Source organism: Sphingomonas panaciterrae (assembly GCF_036890205.1).
Classification (GTDB): Bacteria; Pseudomonadota; Alphaproteobacteria; order Sphingomonadales; family Sphingomonadaceae; genus Sphingomonas; species Sphingomonas panaciterrae.
Genome location: NZ_JAKNQR010000003.1, coordinates 226371 through 243382 on the forward strand (window position 1 = coordinate 226371; position 17012 = coordinate 243382).

Genomic DNA, 17012 nt, shown 5'->3' on the forward strand with positions numbered 1-17012 from the left:
GCAGTGCAGGTCAGCGATAATCAATTAGTTTGCGATGGGTGCCGACAGGAGGTGTGCGGTCTTCTTCTTGAAGGCGCGCAGCTTTTCACCCGAAAGCGTGGCGACGCTGGAGAGCGAAATGGAACGCGGATTGACGTTCTTGCCGTTCTTCCACACCTCCCAATGAAGGTGCGGGCCGGTCGACATGCCGGTCGACCCAACATAGCCGATGATCTGGCCGCGCGACACTTGCTGGCCTGCGCGCACGGCAAAGCGGCTGAGGTGGCCATAGCCGCTCGAGATGCCGCTGGAGTGATCCAGCTTGATGAAATTGCCGTAGCCGCGATTGCGCGCCGCCATGACCACGCGGCCTGCGACCGGGGCATAGATCGGCGTGCCGTGCGGGGCCGCAAGGTCAAGGCCCTTGTGCATCCGCAGGAAGCCCAGCAGCGGGTGGCGCCGCATCCCGAACGTGGAGGAGATCCGGCCGGAGACCGGCATGCCCATGAAGCCCTGACGCTTCACCTGGCCGCTGGCGTCCCAGAATTGTCCGCCATTGCCGTCGCCATCTTCCCAGCGGACGAGCTGAAGCTTCTTTCGGCCCTGATCGAGGCCGGCATATTGCAGCTGGCCGACCTGGACCTCGCCCGTCGCCGCGCGGGCGTGATCGGCAATGATGTCGAACGTGGCGCTGGCGGGGATCGCGCCGACCGAGGTGCGCGCGGCGATCGCCTTGATATAGGCCTCGACCAGCTTGGCCGGGGCGCCGGCGGCGCGCGCCGAGCGGTAGAGGCTGGAGCCGACCTGGCCCTTGATGCGCAGCGGCGTGTTGTCGATCGCGATCGGATGCCGCTCCAGCGTCAGCCCCTCTGCCTGGCGATGCAGCTCGAGGTTGAGATCGAAGCGGGCGCGGAAGGCGAGCTTTTCCAGCGGGCGCGCGGTGCGCCGGTCGTGCCGGCGGCCGAGCGTCAGGTCCAGAACGGTGCCGGGCTTCAGATCCTTCAGCCCGACCTCACTGGCGACGAGTGCTGCGGCGCGGGCGGCATCGGCGCGGCCGACCCCGGCGCGCTGCAAGGCCGCGCCGAAGCTGTCGCCGTTGCTGATCGACGCCGATAGCTCGATCGTTGGACGCTCGGGCGTTTCCGACAGGGGGCGAACGAGATCGTTGGCGGCCATGCGTCGCCCGCTGGAGGCGCCGAGGCCGAGCGGGGCGATCGACAGCGTGCGGGCCTCTTCGCGCTCCGCGCCGATCATCTGGCTGGTGATGGTGCCTGGCACGGGGCGGATGCCCGGCGCCGTCAGCAGCGCGGCGGCGATGAGGCTGCCGCAGGTGGCCAGCCCGCGCCACCATTCCCGGCTGCCGATGCGCGCGCCAAGGTCAGGTGCCCAGTCGGTCTGATGCAGCGTGTGACGAATGCGGTCCGGCCAGGGGATCGTGCGCACGGGCGCGGTCGCACGTCCGAAGCGACGGGCGCCTGCGGCGCCGGCCAGTTCCAGTCCAGGCTGCTCACGCAAGAACACGAGGAGAAAGGCGCCCCCAAGCACATGATGTCGCCGGCCACCCCCGGCGCAGGCCAAGGCGTTGTGGGGGCAAGGTCCTAAAGTCAAATTAACCCGGGATCAGGCGAGTCGCTGCTGCGCCGGCCCGTTCCTTGAACGCGACGAAACGGAATGGTTGATTCAGAGGTGCTTGCGCCCGATGTTGCCGGGACCATGTCCTCCCACGACAACCTCCGCGTAACAGCGGTTCTCGGGCCGACGAACACCGGCAAGACACACCTCGCGGTCGAGCGGATGGTGGCGCATTCCAGCGGCATGATCGGCTTTCCGCTGCGGCTGCTGGCGCGCGAGGTGTATGACCGCGTCGTCGCGATGAAGGGGCCGGAACGCGTCGCGCTGATCACCGGTGAGGAGCGGATCGTTCCCAAGGACGCCCGCTGGTTCCTGTGCACGGCCGAGAGCATGCCGGTCGACCGCGACGTCGCGTTTGTGGCGCTGGACGAGGCGCAGTTGGGGGCGGACGCTGAGCGCGGCCATGTGTTCACCGACCGGTTGCTTCATGCCCGCGGGCGCGAGGAGACGATGATCCTGGGATCGGCGGCGCTGAAGCCGGTGGTCCGGTCGCTGATCCCACGCGCGGAAATCGTCGAGCGGCCGCGCTTTTCCGACCTTTCCTATGCCGGCGCGAAGAAGATCAGCCGGCTGCCGCGCCGCTCCGCGATCGTCGCGTTCAGCGCCGAGGAAGTCTATGCCGTCGCGGAAATGCTGCGGCGGCTGCGTGGCGGGGCGGCAGTGGTGATGGGGGCGCTGTCCCCGCGCACCCGCAACGCGCAGGTGGCGATGTTCCAGGCCGGCGAGGTCGATTACCTGGTTGCGACCGACGCCATCGGCATGGGGCTGAACATGGATGTCGCGCATGTCGCCTTCGCCGGGCTGCACAAGTTCGACGGAAAGCGGCGGCGGCGGCTGACGGTGGCGGAGATGGCGCAGATCGCGGGGCGCGCCGGGCGGCACCAGCGGGACGGCACCTTTGGCGCGGTGACCGAGGAGGGGCCGGACGGGTTCCTGCCCGAGGAAGTGCTGGCGATCGAGGAGCATCGCTTCCCCGCGCTCGACTGGCTGTACTGGCGCAACGGTCGCCCCGACCTTCGCAGCGTGGACGATTTGCTGGCCTCGCTGTCGGAGCCGCCGGATCACGAGCGGCTGCGTGCGGCCCCGGAGGCGGTCGACCTGGCCGTTCTACGGAGACTTTCGGCCGACCCCAAAATCCGGGCGCAGGCGCGCGGGCAGGTGGAGCGGCTGTGGGCGGTGTGCGGCATCCCGGATTTCCAGAAGCTGGGTGTCGAGCCGCATGCCCGTTTCGTGACGCGGATCTTCGATCACCTGTCGACCGGCTTTCTGCCGCACCAATGGTTTGCCGACGAGGTCGCGCGGCTCGACCGGCTCGATGGTGACGTCGAGACGATCGCCGGGCGCGTCTCCGCGATCCGCACCTGGGCCTATATTGCGCAGCGCAAGGGGTGGCTGGCCGATCCCGACCATTGGGCGGCGCGGACGAGCGCCGTGGAGGAGCGGCTGTCGGACGCGCTGCATGCCAGCCTGACGCAGCGCTTCGTCGACAAGCGGACCAGCGTGCTGCTGAAGCAGATCGGCGCAGGCGCCGGCGCGTTGCCGATCGAAATCGGCGCCGAGGGCGAGGTGACGATCGACACCCATTCGATCGGCCGCCTCGACGGTTTCCGCTTCGTCGTCGCGCCCGAGGCACGGGCGGCGGACAAGAGGTTGTTGCTGTCGACGGCGGAGAAGCAGCTTTCCAAGGAGCGCGATGCGCGTGGGGCGGCGCTGATCGGTGCTGCGGACGACGCCTTTGCGTTGGGCCCCAAGGGCACGATCAGCTGGCAGGGGCATGAGGTCGCGCGGCTGGCGCGCGGGCGATCGCTCGCCCGCCCCGCCATCGTGCTGGACGAGGCGCTGAACTGCCTTGCCGCGCCGCTGCGCAAGGCGGCGTCGGCCCGCGTCCAGCGATGGGTGGAGGATGCGATTGCCGCGCATCTGCCGGTGATCGCGCGCCTGGCCGAAATGGCGGGTGATGCGGCCGCGACAGGCGCGCTGCGCAGCGTGGCGCGGGCGATCGAGACCGGCGCCGGCATCACCCAGCGCCTGCCGATCCGCCCGGCGGTGGAGGCGCTTACCCCGGATGAGCGGCAGCGGCTGCGCAAGGCGGGCGTGACGATCGGCGCGCTGGACCTGTTCGACCCGCGAATGATGAAGCCGCGCGCGCTTCCCTGGCGCGCCGCGCTGCTTCACGCCGCGGGGCAGCCGCTGACGGGCACCCCGCCGGGCGGGGCGACCGTGCTGATGCGGGGCGCGCCCGGCGCGGTTCTGTCGACCGGTTTCCGCCCATTGGGAAAGCAGGCGGTGCGCATCGACCTGGTCGAGCGGATCGCGAGGTCGGCACATGAAGGGCGCAAGGGGAGGGGCGCGTTCACGCCCGACCCGGCGCTCGCCACGTCGATGGGGTTGGAGCCCGCAACCATCGCGCGGCTGCTGACCGAGTTGGGCTTTCGTGCCCTGTCCGAGGGGCGCTGGACATGGCGTGGCCGGCCGCCGGCCCGCGCGGTGCGCCCGCGCAGCGACAATGCATTCGCCGTGCTGTCGGACCTGAACCTTGGCTAACCCGCCGGGTGGCGAGGCCACGATGCGGCTGGACCGTTACCTTTGGTTCGTTCGCCTGGCCAAGACGCGGGAGATCGCGCAGGACATGGCGGCCCAGGGGCGGCTACGCATCGACGGCCGCGTGATCGACCGGGCGCATGCCCCGGTGCGGGTCGGCAATGTGCTGACATTCGTGAAGGCAGGCAGCGTTCGCGTCTTGCAGATCGAGGCTTTGCCCTTACGTCGCGGGCCAGCAGCAGAGGCGCAGGCCTGTTACCGCGAGCTGGGTGTAAAGATCGAGAACGCACCGCCCAAGTGCGACGACGATTGACGCTGGCCGACAGCGCGCATAGCAGCGGCGCCCGATCTGCTGATCGATGGAGGAGTTGAACCGGCCATGACCTATGTCGTCACCGACGCATGCATCCGTTGCAAGTACATGGATTGCGTGGAGGTGTGTCCGGTCGATTGCTTCTATGAGGGCGAGAACATGCTCGTCATCAATCCGAGCGAATGCATCGATTGCGGCGTGTGCGAGCCGGAATGCCCGGCGGAAGCGATCCTGCCCGATACCGAGAGCGGGCTGGAGCAGTGGCTGGAGCTGAACGCGACCTTCTCCGCGCAATGGCCCAATGTCACGCGCAAGGAAGACCAGACGCCGCCGGATGCCGACGAGTTCAAGGGCGCCGAGGGCAAGTACGACAAGTATTTCTCGCCCGAGCCTGGCGCGGGCGACTGATCCCCGACGGCCGATCTGGTCGCCTGACGGCGGCCGCGGCCGCGAGCGACAGCCTAGGTGAAATCCCGGATATCGCCGCGGCCCGTTCCTCGTCGATCGTGGGATGGTGGCGAAATGCCAGCCATGCTGCCCGATCGACTCTGGTAATATTGTTGCAACGCTGCTATATGAGTCCGTGACGGGCGCATTGTTTTCGCGCGTCCGCTGGAGTCGCTAACCCTTCACGTCAATGGTGCACGGGCTCAGACGGGCGGTTGTCCGCACAAAGCTCTGCCTCGGCGTGATTCAACCCGGAGGATCCGGATCCTATGGCTGCCAAGGCGCTGCATTTCGATGTCGGTGATTATGTCGTTTATCCCAAGCATGGCGTGGGCCGCGTAATCGAGCTGCAGAAACAAGAAATTGCCGGCATGCAGCTCGAGCTCTACGTGCTGCGCTTCGAGAAGGAAAAGATGACGCTGCGCGTTCCGACCAACAAGGCGGAAAGCGTAGGCATGCGCAAGCTGTCGTCCGACAAGACGATGCGCGAGGCGATGGAGACGCTGAAGGGCAAGCCCAAGGTCAAGCGGACCATGTGGTCGCGCCGCGCCCAGGAATATGAAGCGAAGATCAACTCGGGCGACCTAGTGTCGATCGCCGAAGTGGTCCGCGACCTGTTCCGTGCCGACGATCAGCCCGAGCAGAGCTATTCCGAGCGGCAGATCTTCGAAGGTGCGTGCAGCCGTCTGGCGCGCGAACTGGCCGCGATGGAGCAGATCGACGAGCCGGCGGCGCAGGAGAAGATCCTCGAGATCCTCCGCGATGCAGCCGCGATCTACAACAAGGACAAGGTTCCGGCCTGATCCAGCCAGACCGACCGCGGTTGCGGCCGGTTTTCGAAAAAGGGCGGTCTTCCCGACGGAAGGCCGCCCTTTTCGCATGTGAAACGACCGTTGCGTTCGTTCCTGCCTGGTGTATTATCTAGCAAATACACCGGGCAGGCTGATATGATGCAATCTGATCTACTTTTTTCGTCGAACCGAGTTGATCACAGCAATGAGGCGTCGGAATCGAAGCGCAATCGTTCGCGCGGGCGATCGATCATGCGCTGGCTGGTGATCGGCGCGCTGATCCCGACCGCTGCCTGTGGTGGCACTTTGTCGGGCGACGATGACACGCCGGGGGTGCGCGGGCAGGGTGAAGGATCCAGCCGCACCTATGCCGTGACGGATTTCACGCAGATCGATCAGCGTGGGCCTGACGACGTCGACGTCCGGGTCGGTGCCGGCTTTTCGGTGCACGCGGAGGGTGATCCCGACGCGCTGGACCGTCTGAAGATCGTCCGCGAGGGCAACCGGCTGCGGATCTCCCGAAAGACGACGGGCGGCATCGGCTGGAGCTCCGGGTCGGCCAAGGTCTTTGTCACCATGCCGCGGATCGAGGCCGCGCGGCTCGCCGGGGCGGGCGACGTGGCGATCGACCGCGTCGACGGCGCCGCCTTCACGGGCGACATCGCCGGCGCGGGATCGCTGGGCCTGAACCGGGTGACGGTGGACGCGCTGAAGCTGTCGATCGCCGGGTCGGGCACGGTCACCGCCGCGGGGCAGGCGCAAGAAATCGACGTGTCGATCGCCGGTGCGGGCGACGTCGACGGCAAGGATCTGCGCGGATCGCGGGCATCGGTGAAGATCGCCGGGACGGGCAATGTCCAGGCGCTGATCGATGGCGATGCCAGTGTGTCGATCATGGGCACGGGCGATGTCGATCTGGGGCCCAAGGCGCGCTGCAAGGTGAGCAAGATGGGCACGGGGGACGTGCGCTGCGGCGGATGAGCGCTTGCAGCCAGCGGTGAGTTGGTGCCACCTCATCGCATGAGAACAGGCGCGCTCGCTCTTCCGCTGTTGCTGGCCCCCTTACCCGCCCTGGCGGCGGAGCGGGTGTTTTCGGTCGGCAGTTTCGAGCGGGTGCGGGTCGACGGGCCGTTCGAGGTGCGGATCGAGGCCGGCGCGTCGCCCGGCGCCACAGCCAGCGGCGAGCGCCAGCTGATCGAGCGGATCGCCGTGGCGGTGAATGGCGGGACCCTGTCAGTTCGGCTGGGTACTGGCGGATGGGGCGAGACGTTTCGCGCTGACAATGCCGCGCCCCCCGTCATCGTGCTGCGCACGCCGCGGCTGAATTCGCTGGCGGTGAGTGCGGGCGCGAATGTGACGGTCAACCGCATGGCGGGGCAGCGCGTGGAGCTGTCGCTCGCCGGGTCGGGGCGGGTTGCTGCTGCGCGGGTGGACGCGGATCAGCTGGCCGCGTCGCTGGTCGGTGCCGGGACGATCACGGCTGGCGGGCAGGCGAACCGGGCGCGGCTGATCACCGATGGTCCGGGGACGATCGACGCGTCCGGGCTGCTCACGAAGGACCTGACCGTTCTGCTGACCGGGCCGGGGGAAACACGCGCACAGGCGCGCTATACCGCATCGGTGACGAATACCGGGCTGGGGAAGGTCACCGTCGCGGGTGATGCCACCTGCACCGTACGCTCCGCTGGCGGCGGTCCGGTGAGCTGTGGCAAGCCGGCCGCGAAATAGGTGCGGCTGCCGGATAGGCCCTGATGTGACAGCGCCTGGGCGGTCCCCGCAAGCGGGATGCCATCCGGCGGCGCCCATCAATCGGGCGTGCCGCCGGCCAATCGATCGATTGACGTCATGCCCACCGGGAGCATGACGAATCGCGACTTACTTGATCTTCGCTTCCTTGAACTCGACGTGCTTGCGCACGACGGGATCGTACTTGTTGAAGCTGAGCTTCTCGGTCTTGGTCCGCGGATTCTTCTTGGTGACGTAGAAGAAGCCGGTATCGGCCGAGCTGACGAGCTTGATCTTGACGGTGGTCGGCTTGGCCATGACCCGCGAATCCTGTTCTGTAGCAAACAAAAAAGGAGCGGCGAGCGTGGGCGCGCCGCTTCCAACGGTCGGCGCAATGGCCGATGGGGCGGGCGAAGTCAAGCAGCGGCGTGGCTTAACGCCCTCTTCAACCCCTATCTGCCACGGTGAATGCGACCATGGAATGGCCCGCGGGCATGCACCACAAGGCGCGCGTGGCGAATCGGACGGCAGACGAGGGACGACGAACGTGGATGCGCTGATGGCCGCGCTGGTCCTGGGCGCGATCTGCCAGGCGGGGGACAAGACGCCGTGGCTGGCGGCGATCCTGGCTGACCGTTTCCGATCGCCTGCGCTGGTGATTGCCGCCGCGGGGGTGGCGCTGGCGGGCAATTATGCGCTGGGGGTTGTCGCGGCATCGTGGATCACGCCGCTGCTGACGCCGGAGGCGCGCCAGTTGCTGCTGGCGCTTGCGCTGGTGCTGGCGGGGCTGAGCACGACGCTGCGATCGCGCACGCCCGACCGGCTGAGCGGCTGGCGGCTGGGGGCGGTGGCGACCAGCGTGCTGGGGCTGGCGATCATGATCGTGGGTGACCGGATGCAGTTCATCGTGCTGGGGCTGGCGGCGCGGAGCGAGCTGCCGTGGCTGGCGGCGGTCGGTGGCACGCTGGGCGCGCTGGCGGTGGTGGCGCCAGCGGCGGTGATCGGCGAGCGGCGCTGGCTGGCGCTGCCGCAGCCGGCGATCCGCATCGCCTCGGCGTTGGTGCTGGTCGTGACGGGGGTGATCGCCGGGCTGAATGCGGTGCGGCTGCTGTAGCGCACACGGCTGTCCGGGATTTCACGGGGAGGGATAGATTCGGCGATCAGGCCGTTGTCGCAACGAAATCCCAGCTTTGTGGAGGTATGTACCGTGGCCGACATCGCGCCTGACCTGAAAACCCCCTCCGACCTGCCGCGCAACGACACGCGCACGGTGGCGGACGCGCTCAATTCGTCGCTGGCAGATTGCTATGCGCTGTACCTGAAGACCAAGAATTTCCACTGGCATGTGTCGGGGCCGCATTTCCGCGACTATCACCTGATGCTCGACGACCAGGCGGCCCAGATCCTGGGCGTGACTGACGCGATCGCTGAGCGCGTGCGCAAGACGGGCAACGTCACGCTGCGCTCGATCGGCGACATTTCGCGCCGCCAGACGATTTCCGACAATGATCGCGATTTCGTGCCGGCGGACGAGATGCTGGCCGAGCTGCGCGACGACAATCTGAAGCTGGTCGAGAGCTTCCGCGCCGTCAAGGAAGCGGCAGAGGAAGCGAAGGACAATGCTACCAGCGGCATCGTCGACGAATGGACTGATCAGGCCGAGGAGCGCGCTTGGTTCCTGTTCGAGGCCAGCCGCAAGGGTCGGGGATAAGCCGCGATGCTTAAATGGGCGCTGATCTTCCTTGTCGCGGGCCTCGTGCTCGGCGCGTTGGGCTTTGGCGGGATCGGCGGCGCCTTCGTCGGCATCGCCAAGGTGCTGTTCTTCATCGCGATTGCGATCTTCGTCGTGCTGCTGGTGCTGGCGCTGATGACGGGACGCGCGATCAAGGATGCGATCGATTAGCCTGACGGGCGCCGGCGCGGGGCGGAAGCGTCCTCCCCGCGCCGGTGCGTAGGGCGCGTTGCTTCAGTTCTTGCCCAGCGACGGCTGCTCGTCGCCGCGCAGGGTCAGTATCTCGACCCCGTTTTCCGTGACCGCCACCGTGTGTTCGAATTGCGCCGACAGCTTGCCGTCGGCCGTCACGACGGTCCATTCATCGTCGAGCGTCGCGACCTTTCGGCTGCCCTGATTGATCATCGGTTCGACGGTGAAGACCATGCCGGGCCGGATCGGGGGGCCTGAGCCGGGCTTGCCGAAATTCAGCACCTGCGGCTCCTCATGCATTTCCCGCCCGATGCCGTGGCCGCAATAGTCGCGCACGACCGAATAGCCGTTCTTCTTGGCATGGCGTTCGATCGCAAAGCCGATGTCGCCGATGTGCGCATCGGGCCGTACCTGCCGGATACCCTGCCACATCGCCTCCTGCGCGACACGCACCAGCCGGCGCGCCTGGGGAGAGACGGTGCCGACCATATAGGTCTTGCTGGAATCGGCGATGAAGCCGTTCTTTTCCAGCGTGATGTCGAGGTTGATGATGTCGCCGTCGCGGATGATCTCGTCAGCGCTCGGCACGCCGTGGCAGACGACTTCGTTGCGCGAGCAGTTCAGCACATAGCCATAGCCGTATTGCCCCTTGCTGGCGGGACGCGCGGCGAGATCGACGGTGATGAAATGTTCGACGAGATCGTTGACCGCGAGCGTCGACATGCCGGCGAGATCCTGGCGATCAAGCATTTCGAACACGCTGGCGAGCAGCCGGCCGGAGATGCGCATCAGCGCCAGTTCGTCCAGGGTCTTGATCAGGCCATTCTTCGTCATGGGAGGCTTTCAGGCGACCGAGAGGCGCGGCAGATCGGCGGGAACGGCCGCGAGCTGCGTCTTGATGATCTCGTGGAAGGTCAGCGTGGGATTGGTTTCGGCCAACATGCCGATCTTCATCCAGAATTCCGCCTGGGCGTTGATCGAGCGGCACATCACCGCGCTGGCGCGGCGGACATCCTCGTGCAGGGCGTCGTCGATCTTCACAATTCCCATGCCGGCCGCTCCAAAGTGATGAGCCGTGCGTATATGAACCGTATATGGATCGTCAATTCGCGCCGAGCCGAAGCAGCCACACGTCCGGCGGGGCGCGGTAGCGGAGCGGCAGTAGGCTGGTGCCGAGCCCGGCGCTGGTGACGACGTTGCGCGCGCCCTCGCGGATGATGCCGCAGCGGTAGCGATCGCCGAAGCGCGAGGGGACCCACAGCGCGCCGACGAGCGGTAGCACGACCTGGCCGCAATGGGTGTGCCCGGCGAGCAGCAGCGATATGTCGGCCGGCATGTCCGGCGCGATATCGGGCGAATGCGTGACGAGCAGCCGTGGGCCGGAGAGGCGGGCGAGCGCGCGCAGCGTCACCGGCAGATCGTCGTTGCCGCTATAGGCGTCGCCCACCACGCCGATCGCCAGCGGGCCGCGCTGCGTGGCGGCATTGTCGAGCACCGCGATGTTTGCCGCGGCAAGCGCGGCGGCGATCCTGGCGGGATCGCTGTCATGATCGTGGTTGCCCAGCACTGCGATCGTGCCGAGCGGCGCGCGCAGCCCGCGCAGCGCCTGGGTCAGAACGGGCGCATTGTCGCGCGCGGTCTCAGCGTCATGCCCGTCGATGAAGTCGCCGGCGAGGACGATCAGGTCGGGGGCGGCGGCGTTGATCTGCGCCACGATGCGGGCGAGGCGGTCGCCGTCCATCGCGCCGCCGCCGATGTGGATATCGCTGGCGAGGGCAATGGTGAGCGGCGGGTGGCCGGCGGGCCAGCCCGACAGCGCGATCGAGCCGGGGCGGATCACCGGATCGCGATGCGCCTCCTGCCAGCCGAGGACGGCCAGCACGCCGCCGGCTGCGACGAGGAGGAGAAGGAGCGCGACGATGATGGGATGCCTGCGGATCATGCCGGTGTCGCTAGCGCCAGTGCGCCGCCGAGGCCATCGCCGGAGCGGTTCGCCGATGCCGTGCGTTGGAGCGGCCATGCACGCCTTTGCGCAGCTTCTCGATTCGCTCATCTACACCCGGTCGCGCACGGCAAAGCTGAGGCTGATCGGCGATTATCTGAAGACCACGCCCGATCCCGACCGGGGCTGGGCGATGGCCGCGCTGACCGGCGACCTCGACATCCCGGGGGTCAAGCCGGCGGTGATCCGCGCGCTGATCGAGGAGCGGGTCGATCCGGTGCTGTACCGGATGAGCCGCGATTATGTCGGCGATTCGGCGGAGACGGTGGCGCTGCTGTGGCCGACGCCGGAGACGCCGATGGCGGCTGAAGCGCTGTCGGTCGGCGCGGTGGTCGAACGGTTGCTGACGCTGCCGCGCGGGCAGGCACCGGCGGCGCTGGCGCAGATGCTGGACCAGCTGAACGCCGAGGAGCGTTTCGCGCTGCTGAAGATGGCGACGGGCGCGCTTCGCGTCGGGGTGTCAGCGCGGCTGGCCAAGCAGGCGCTGGCCGATGCCTTCGCGATCGACGTCGATGCGGTCGAGGAGGTGTGGCACGGGATCGACCCGCCCTACGAAAGCCTGTTCGCCTGGGCCGAGGGACGCGGCGCGCAGCCGACGCCGGCCAATGTGCCGGTGTTTCGCCCGTTCATGCTGGCGCACCCGCTGGAAGACCTGCGCGTCGACCTTTCCGATTATGCCGCGGAGTGGAAATGGGACGGCATCCGGGTCCAGATCGTCCATGTCGCAGGCGAGACGCGGCTGTACAGCCGCACCGGCGATGACGTGACCCGCGCCTTTCCCGATGTCGCCAGCGCCTTTGCCGAGGCGGGCGCGGTGGACGGCGAATTGCTGGTGAAGGGCGAGGCGCAGGGGATCGCACTGGGCGCCGCACTGGGCGGCAAGGGTGATGAGGAAGGCGGCGGGGCGGCGAGCTTCAACGCGTTGCAGCAGCGGCTGGGGCGCAAGGTCGTCTCCGCCAAGATGCTGGAGGAAGCGCCGGCGTTCGTGCGGCTGTACGATATCCTGCTCGACGGGGAGGAGGATCTGCGCGCGCTGCCCTGGCACGAGCGGCGCGGGCGGCTGGAGGATTTCGCCAGCCGGCTGAACCCGGAGCGGTTCGATGTTTCCGCGTTGATCGAGGCGGAGGATTTCACCGCGCTGGAGGGCATCCGCGCCGGCGCGCGCGATGCGGCGATCGAGGGCGTGATGCTGAAGCGGCGCGATTCGCCCTATGTCACCGGGCGGCGCGTGGGCCTGTGGTACAAATGGAAGCGCGATCCGCTGACCGCCGATTGCGTGATGATGTATGCGCAGCGCGGCAATGGGCGGCGATCGTCCTTCTACAGCGACTATACCTTTGGCTGCTGGACCGAGGATGGCGAGCTGCTGCCGGTGGGCAAGGCCTATTCCGGGATCACCGACGAGGAACTGAAGCAGCTCGACAAGTTCGTGCGCAACAACACGCTCAACCGCTTCGGCCCGGTGCGCGAGGTGGAAAAGACGCTGGTGCTCGAGGTGGCGTTCGATTCGATCCACGAATCGAAACGGCACAAATCGGGCGTCGCGATGCGCTTCCCCCGTATCGCGCGGATCAGGACCGACAAGCCGGCGGCGGAGGCGGATACGCTTGCGGGATTGCGGCGGCTGGTGACATGAGCGGCGTGTTTGCCGATGCAGCACGTTCCGAGCACGCCGCAATCGAGCCAGTGTGCACGCCCCAATCGAAGCCCGGGTTGCTAGCGTGCTTTCCGGCGGATCGGCTGGGAAACATCAAGCACAAGGCCGTAGCTGCCTCGTTTTGACCCTCGAACAAAGCCGCCGATGATCTCGCCCTTGCATATTACCGGCAGCCTCTCCGGGTTCGCCTGCAAAATGGCAGTGCGGATTGCATTAGCTTGATCACGTGGAATGTAGCCGGCGGGCATACCCTCAATCATGACACCCACCGCGTTCGGATCAGCAGGGTTGTCGTCGACGAAAAAGATCTGAGCGACGACGTGCCAATACACTCCTCCACGCCAACGCTCCCCTACCACCGTCTCAAATGTGTCTTGAAAGTGGCTCTCTCCTACGATCTCAAGATGGCCCCCGGTGGCGAGCGGGAAGAACCCCTCAACTTTCCACCAGTTTCTTGGCAGTCGATGCCGACCAAAACCGTCGTTGATCGTCTCTCCGGCAAGTGCCTTAAGGAGTGAAGCAAAGAAGCCCAATGATTAGACCTTTTGCGAGAGGGAGCGAGGAAGCAAAACCTAACACCCATTCACCGGAGCGGTCCAGCGGGCGCTGACCGCCTTTGCGCTTGGGCCGACCGCGCCGCTCGCCGCGCTGCGCGAGACGGGGATGGTGACGGCAATGGGAATCGCGATCTTCGCGCTGGGCGAGCGGGTGTCGTGGCAGCGCGGGGTGGCGGTAGGCATGATCCTGGCCGGGGCGGCGACGATCCTGGCGACGTAGCGCGAATTATCGCGCGGGCGCGACGCTGAGGCTGCCGGCGGGGAGCGGCCGGCACAGATCGGCGGAGGGGACGGAAGGGTCGAGCCATGCCGCCCAGTGGTCGCGGCCGAGCACCACCACCTGGCGTGAATGATAGGGGGCGACGTCGGGGCCGGGCTCGCAGGTGAGCATGGTGAAGGCTTCGCCGACGCTTGCGTCCTTGCGCCACAGGCCGGCGATGCAGAACCAGTCGTGGCCGGTGAGGCGAAAGGCCCATTTGTCCTTGCGCTTCGCCTTGGGATCCGCGGGTTTGGTAAATTCGAAGAAGCTGTCGACCGGGATGAGGCAGCGGCCTGAGCGCAGGTCGCGGCCGTCGGAGCGGAAATTGTACACCGGGCGGCCGCCGGTGCCGGGCCAGCTCCAGCGGCGGGTGACGCATTCCGCCTCGTCCGCGCGGCCGTCGACGCCGCGGATGATGATCGTCGGATCGGTGATGCGGAAGCTGTCGAGCGGCGCCATGTTAGGCACGCCTTCGGGAAAGACGAGCGGGATTCGCGTCTCGCCCCAGTCGTTGCGCAATTCGCCGATGGCGATGCGGCGGGCGGCCTCGTTGCACATGGCCGTGAGGGTAGCGGATCGGCGTCGCGGGCGCCAACCTCCCGCGACGGGGGAGATTGACGCCGGCTGCCGGTATCACTTGGCCGCGGCGAGCGCCTCGGCGATCAGGCGGCGGGTGTTGGCGACGCCGTAGAGCTTGATGAAGCTGCCCATGCGCGGGCCCTGGCTGGAGCCGAGCAGGGTTTCGTACAGCGCCTTGAACCAGTCGCGCAGCTCGGCGAACCCGCCGGTCTTGCCGATTTCATAGACGGCGTTCTGAATGTCCTCGGCCGAGGCATCCTCGCCCAGCGTGGCGAGATCGGCATCGAGCCGCTCGAGTGCCGCCACCTCGACGCCCTCGGGCGCGCGGCGCTTCAGCGTGGGGGCGATGAAGTCGCGGTGATAGGTGAGGGCATAGCCGATCATCCGGTCGAGTTCGGGATGCGCGGCGGCGTTCGCATCGGCGAGGTAATTGCCGAGATAGCCCCAGACCTGCTCCTTGGTGGCGCCTTCGCCCATCACGCCGACGAGGTTGAGCAGCAGCCCGAAGGTGACCGGGAGCGTTGCCGCCGGCACGTTGCCGGTGTGGACGTGGTGGACCGGGTTGCCGTGCTTCTCCTTCCAGCCCTGCGCCGGGTAATTGGCGCGGAACTGCCAGTAATCGTCCACCGCGCGGGGGATGAGGCCGAGGTGAAGCGACTTCGCCTTCTTGGGTTCGCGATAGATGTAGAAGGCGAGGCTTTCGTCCGGGCCGTAGGTCAGCCATTCCTCGATCGAGAGGCCATTGCCCTTCGACTTGGAAATCTTCTCACCCTTGGCGTCGAGGAACAGCTCGTAGATCAGCCCCTCCGGCTTACGGCCGCCGAGGATCTGCGCGATCTTGCCGCCGAGGATGCCGGAATCGATCAGATCCTTGCCGTACATCTCGTAATCGACGCCGAGCGCGGCCCAGCGCATGCCCCAGTCGGGCTTCCACTGAAGCTTCGCCTTGCCGCCGAGGATCGACTGTTCGACGACCTTGCCTTCATCCTCGAAGCGGATGATTCCGGCTTCGGCATCGACCACCTCAACCGGGACCTGGAGCACGATGCCGGACGTGGGGCTGATCGGCAGGACGGGGGAATAGGTCGCCTGCCGCTCGGCACGCAGCGTCGGCAGCATGACGGCCATGATCTTGTCATAGTTGCGCAGGACGTCGCGCAGCTTCTCGTCGAAGCGGCCGGAGGTGTAATAGTCGGTCGACGAGACGAATTCGTAATCGAAGCCGAAGCGATCGAGGAAGTCGCGCAGCATGGCGTTATTGTGCGCGGCGAAGCTGTCGAACTTGCCGAAGGGATCGGGGACGCGCGACAGCGGCTTGCCGAGGTTCGCCTCCAGCAATTCCTTGTTCGGCACATTGTCCGGTACCTTGCGCAGGCCGTCCATGTCGTCGCTGAACGCCACCAGCCGGGTTGGGCGGCCGGTCATTTCCTCATAGGCGCGGCGGACCATGGTGGTGCGCAGCACCTCCTGAAAGGTGCCGATGTGCGGCAGGCCCGAGGGACCGTAGCCGGTTTCGAACAGCATCGGTTCCCCGTTCGGCTTGCCTTCGGGCCAGCGCTTCAGAAGCTTTCGCGCTTCCTCATAGGGCCAGGCCTTGGACTCGAGCGCTGCGGCGCGCCGTTCGGGATCGTATGCGTCTGTCATAACGCGGTGCGACGTAGCGACGCGGGCGCGCGATGGCTATATGGGCAACGCATGTCGATCTGGTCCGGCCTTCTCCTGTTCTTCCTCACCGTCGCCGGGATGGAGGTGTTCGCTTATGTCATGCACCGCTGGGTGATGCATGGGCCGGGCTGGTTCCTGCACGAAAGCCACCATCGCCCGCGCACCGGACGGTTCGAACTGAACGACCTGTACGGCGCGATCTTCGCCATCCCCTCGATCGTGCTGATCTATGGCGGCGTGCAGGGCGGCTGGTGGGAAGGCTATGCCTGGATCGGCGCGGGGATCGCTGCCTATGGCGCGATCTATTTCGGGTTCCACGACATCATCGTTCATGAGCGGGTGCGCACGCGCTACCTGCCCAAATCCAGCTACATGAAGCGGATCGTGCAGGCGCACCGGCTGCACCATGTGGTGAACACCAAGGAAGGCACGGTCAGCTTCGGCTTCCTCGTGGCGCCCAAGCCGGAGGATCTGAAGGCCGAGCTTAAGCGGCGCGGGCGGGCGGGGGTGCGTGCCCCGGCCGGTGCGGATCGGACGTTTGCCGAAAAGTAACCTTCGCAGGGGATAAGGGCGCCATGGACCACGCCATCCCACTTCCCGGCCCGGGTGAGGGCGATGAGAATCGCGGCGCGCTGCGCAAGGCGGTGAAGATGCGCGCGCATCTGCGTGATCGCGGCACGACCCGATTCGAGATCGAGGTGGTCGACCTGTCCACCACCGGTTTCCGCGCGCAGACCAGCTTCACGCTGTGGCCGGGCACGACCGTGTGGCTGACGCTGCCGGGGCTGGCCGGGCTGGAGGCGGTGGTCGCGTGGCGCGACAAATATCGCTACGGCTGCGCCTTCACCAAGCCGCTGCACCCGGCGGTGTTCGATCACATCGTGGCGCTGAGCAACAGCTAGGCCCGACCCCCGCCATCGCGCGCGGGCGCCATGGCGGTT

The 17012-nt window shown here is 67.0% G+C and carries 20 protein-coding genes; 12 read left to right on the forward strand and 8 right to left on the reverse strand.

What is annotated here, in order from left to right; genetic code table 11:
- Window positions 1–24 precede the first annotated feature (24 nt).
- On the reverse strand, window positions 25–1524 hold the full coding sequence (locus L8F96_RS11155; RefSeq protein ID WP_334656018.1) for a M23 family metallopeptidase: 1500 nt from the start codon (window positions 1522–1524) through the stop codon (window positions 25–27).
- A 168-nt stretch (window positions 1525–1692) separates the two neighbouring features.
- On the opposite strand from L8F96_RS11155, the gene L8F96_RS11160 reads away from it, so the two are divergent.
- From L8F96_RS11160 to L8F96_RS11185, 6 genes are all read left to right on the forward strand, one after another.
- Window positions 1693–4155, forward strand: a complete 2463-nt coding sequence (locus tag L8F96_RS11160) for a helicase-related protein (protein WP_334656077.1) — start codon at window positions 1693–1695, stop codon at window positions 4153–4155.
- 22 nt (window positions 4156–4177) lie between these two features.
- Window positions 4178–4465 carry an RNA-binding S4 domain-containing protein gene (locus tag L8F96_RS11165; RefSeq protein WP_046408406.1) on the forward strand — a complete coding sequence of 96 codons (288 nt, stop codon included), beginning with the start codon at window positions 4178–4180 and terminating at the stop codon, window positions 4463–4465.
- A gap of 66 nt (window positions 4466–4531) precedes the next feature.
- Window positions 4532–4873, forward strand: coding sequence for a ferredoxin FdxA (gene fdxA / locus L8F96_RS11170; RefSeq protein ID WP_046408405.1), 342 nt, complete (start codon window positions 4532–4534; stop codon window positions 4871–4873).
- 308 nt (window positions 4874–5181) lie between these two features.
- On the forward strand, window positions 5182–5715 hold the full coding sequence (locus L8F96_RS11175; RefSeq protein ID WP_046408403.1) for a CarD family transcriptional regulator: 534 nt from the start codon (window positions 5182–5184) through the stop codon (window positions 5713–5715).
- 240 nt (window positions 5716–5955) lie between these two features.
- A complete protein-coding gene (locus tag L8F96_RS11180; protein WP_125945206.1) occupies window positions 5956–6684 on the forward strand; it encodes a head GIN domain-containing protein in 729 nt (242 codons plus the stop codon).
- 39 nt (window positions 6685–6723) lie between these two features.
- Window positions 6724–7431: a head GIN domain-containing protein gene (locus L8F96_RS11185; protein ID WP_334656019.1), complete on the forward strand. Its 708-nt coding sequence runs from the start codon at window positions 6724–6726 to the stop codon at window positions 7429–7431.
- Between the two features lie 147 nt (window positions 7432–7578).
- Here the strand turns inward: L8F96_RS11185 and rpmG are convergent, their stop codons facing one another.
- Window positions 7579–7746, reverse strand: coding sequence for a 50S ribosomal protein L33 (rpmG, locus tag L8F96_RS11190; protein ID WP_007407030.1), 168 nt, complete (start codon window positions 7744–7746; stop codon window positions 7579–7581).
- Window positions 7747–7987: 241 nt separating this feature from the next.
- Between rpmG and L8F96_RS11195 the strand changes: the two genes are divergently transcribed.
- The 3 genes from L8F96_RS11195 (at window position 7988) to L8F96_RS11205 (ending at window position 9331) form a co-directional block, all read left to right on the forward strand.
- Window positions 7988–8542, forward strand: a complete 555-nt coding sequence (locus L8F96_RS11195; protein WP_334656020.1) for a TMEM165/GDT1 family protein — start codon at window positions 7988–7990, stop codon at window positions 8540–8542.
- A 93-nt stretch (window positions 8543–8635) separates the two neighbouring features.
- A complete protein-coding gene (locus L8F96_RS11200; RefSeq protein ID WP_046408467.1) occupies window positions 8636–9139 on the forward strand; it encodes a Dps family protein in 504 nt (167 codons plus the stop codon).
- A gap of 6 nt (window positions 9140–9145) precedes the next feature.
- Window positions 9146–9331 carry a DUF1328 family protein gene (locus L8F96_RS11205; RefSeq protein WP_046408396.1) on the forward strand — a complete coding sequence of 62 codons (186 nt, stop codon included), beginning with the start codon at window positions 9146–9148 and terminating at the stop codon, window positions 9329–9331.
- A gap of 63 nt (window positions 9332–9394) precedes the next feature.
- Here the strand turns inward: L8F96_RS11205 and map are convergent, their stop codons facing one another.
- The 3 genes from map to L8F96_RS11220 are packed head-to-tail and all read right to left on the reverse strand — an operon-like array spanning window position 9395 to window position 11294.
- Entirely contained in the window at window positions 9395–10171 is a 777-nt protein-coding gene (gene map / locus L8F96_RS11210; RefSeq protein WP_334656078.1) for a type I methionyl aminopeptidase, read from the reverse strand.
- Between the two features lie 24 nt (window positions 10172–10195).
- Complete coding sequence (locus L8F96_RS11215; protein ID WP_125945209.1) at window positions 10196–10402, reverse strand: ParD-like family protein; 207 nt, start codon at window positions 10400–10402, stop codon at window positions 10196–10198.
- Window positions 10403–10454: 52 nt separating this feature from the next.
- A complete protein-coding gene (locus tag L8F96_RS11220; RefSeq protein WP_296220657.1) occupies window positions 10455–11294 on the reverse strand; it encodes a metallophosphoesterase in 840 nt (279 codons plus the stop codon).
- Window positions 11295–11370: 76 nt separating this feature from the next.
- Here L8F96_RS11220 and L8F96_RS11225 point away from each other — a divergent pair, with 76 nt between their 5' ends.
- Window positions 11371–12990, forward strand: coding sequence for a cisplatin damage response ATP-dependent DNA ligase (locus L8F96_RS11225; protein WP_334656021.1), 1620 nt, complete (start codon window positions 11371–11373; stop codon window positions 12988–12990).
- 80 nt (window positions 12991–13070) lie between these two features.
- Here the strand turns inward: L8F96_RS11225 and L8F96_RS11230 are convergent, their stop codons facing one another.
- The 3 genes from L8F96_RS11230 to L8F96_RS11240 form a co-directional block, all read right to left on the reverse strand.
- A complete protein-coding gene (locus tag L8F96_RS11230) occupies window positions 13071–13544 on the reverse strand; it encodes a hypothetical protein (RefSeq protein WP_125945212.1) in 474 nt (157 codons plus the stop codon).
- Between the two features lie 250 nt (window positions 13545–13794).
- Window positions 13795–14385 carry an SOS response-associated peptidase gene (locus tag L8F96_RS11235; protein WP_334656022.1) on the reverse strand — a complete coding sequence of 197 codons (591 nt, stop codon included), beginning with the start codon at window positions 14383–14385 and terminating at the stop codon, window positions 13795–13797.
- A 75-nt stretch (window positions 14386–14460) separates the two neighbouring features.
- Complete coding sequence (locus L8F96_RS11240) at window positions 14461–16050, reverse strand: lysine--tRNA ligase (protein ID WP_334656023.1); 1590 nt, start codon at window positions 16048–16050, stop codon at window positions 14461–14463.
- Window positions 16051–16101: 51 nt separating this feature from the next.
- Here L8F96_RS11240 and L8F96_RS11245 point away from each other — a divergent pair, with 51 nt between their 5' ends.
- Both L8F96_RS11245 and L8F96_RS11250 read left to right on the forward strand, forming a co-directional pair.
- Entirely contained in the window at window positions 16102–16623 is a 522-nt protein-coding gene (locus L8F96_RS11245; RefSeq protein WP_046408385.1) for a sterol desaturase family protein, read from the forward strand.
- 23 nt (window positions 16624–16646) lie between these two features.
- The gene (locus tag L8F96_RS11250; RefSeq protein ID WP_046408383.1) at window positions 16647–16973 is read left to right on the forward strand and encodes a pilus assembly protein PilZ; all 327 of its coding nucleotides are present in this window, start codon (window positions 16647–16649) and stop codon (window positions 16971–16973) included.
- The last annotated feature ends 39 nt before the right edge of the window (window positions 16974–17012 follow it).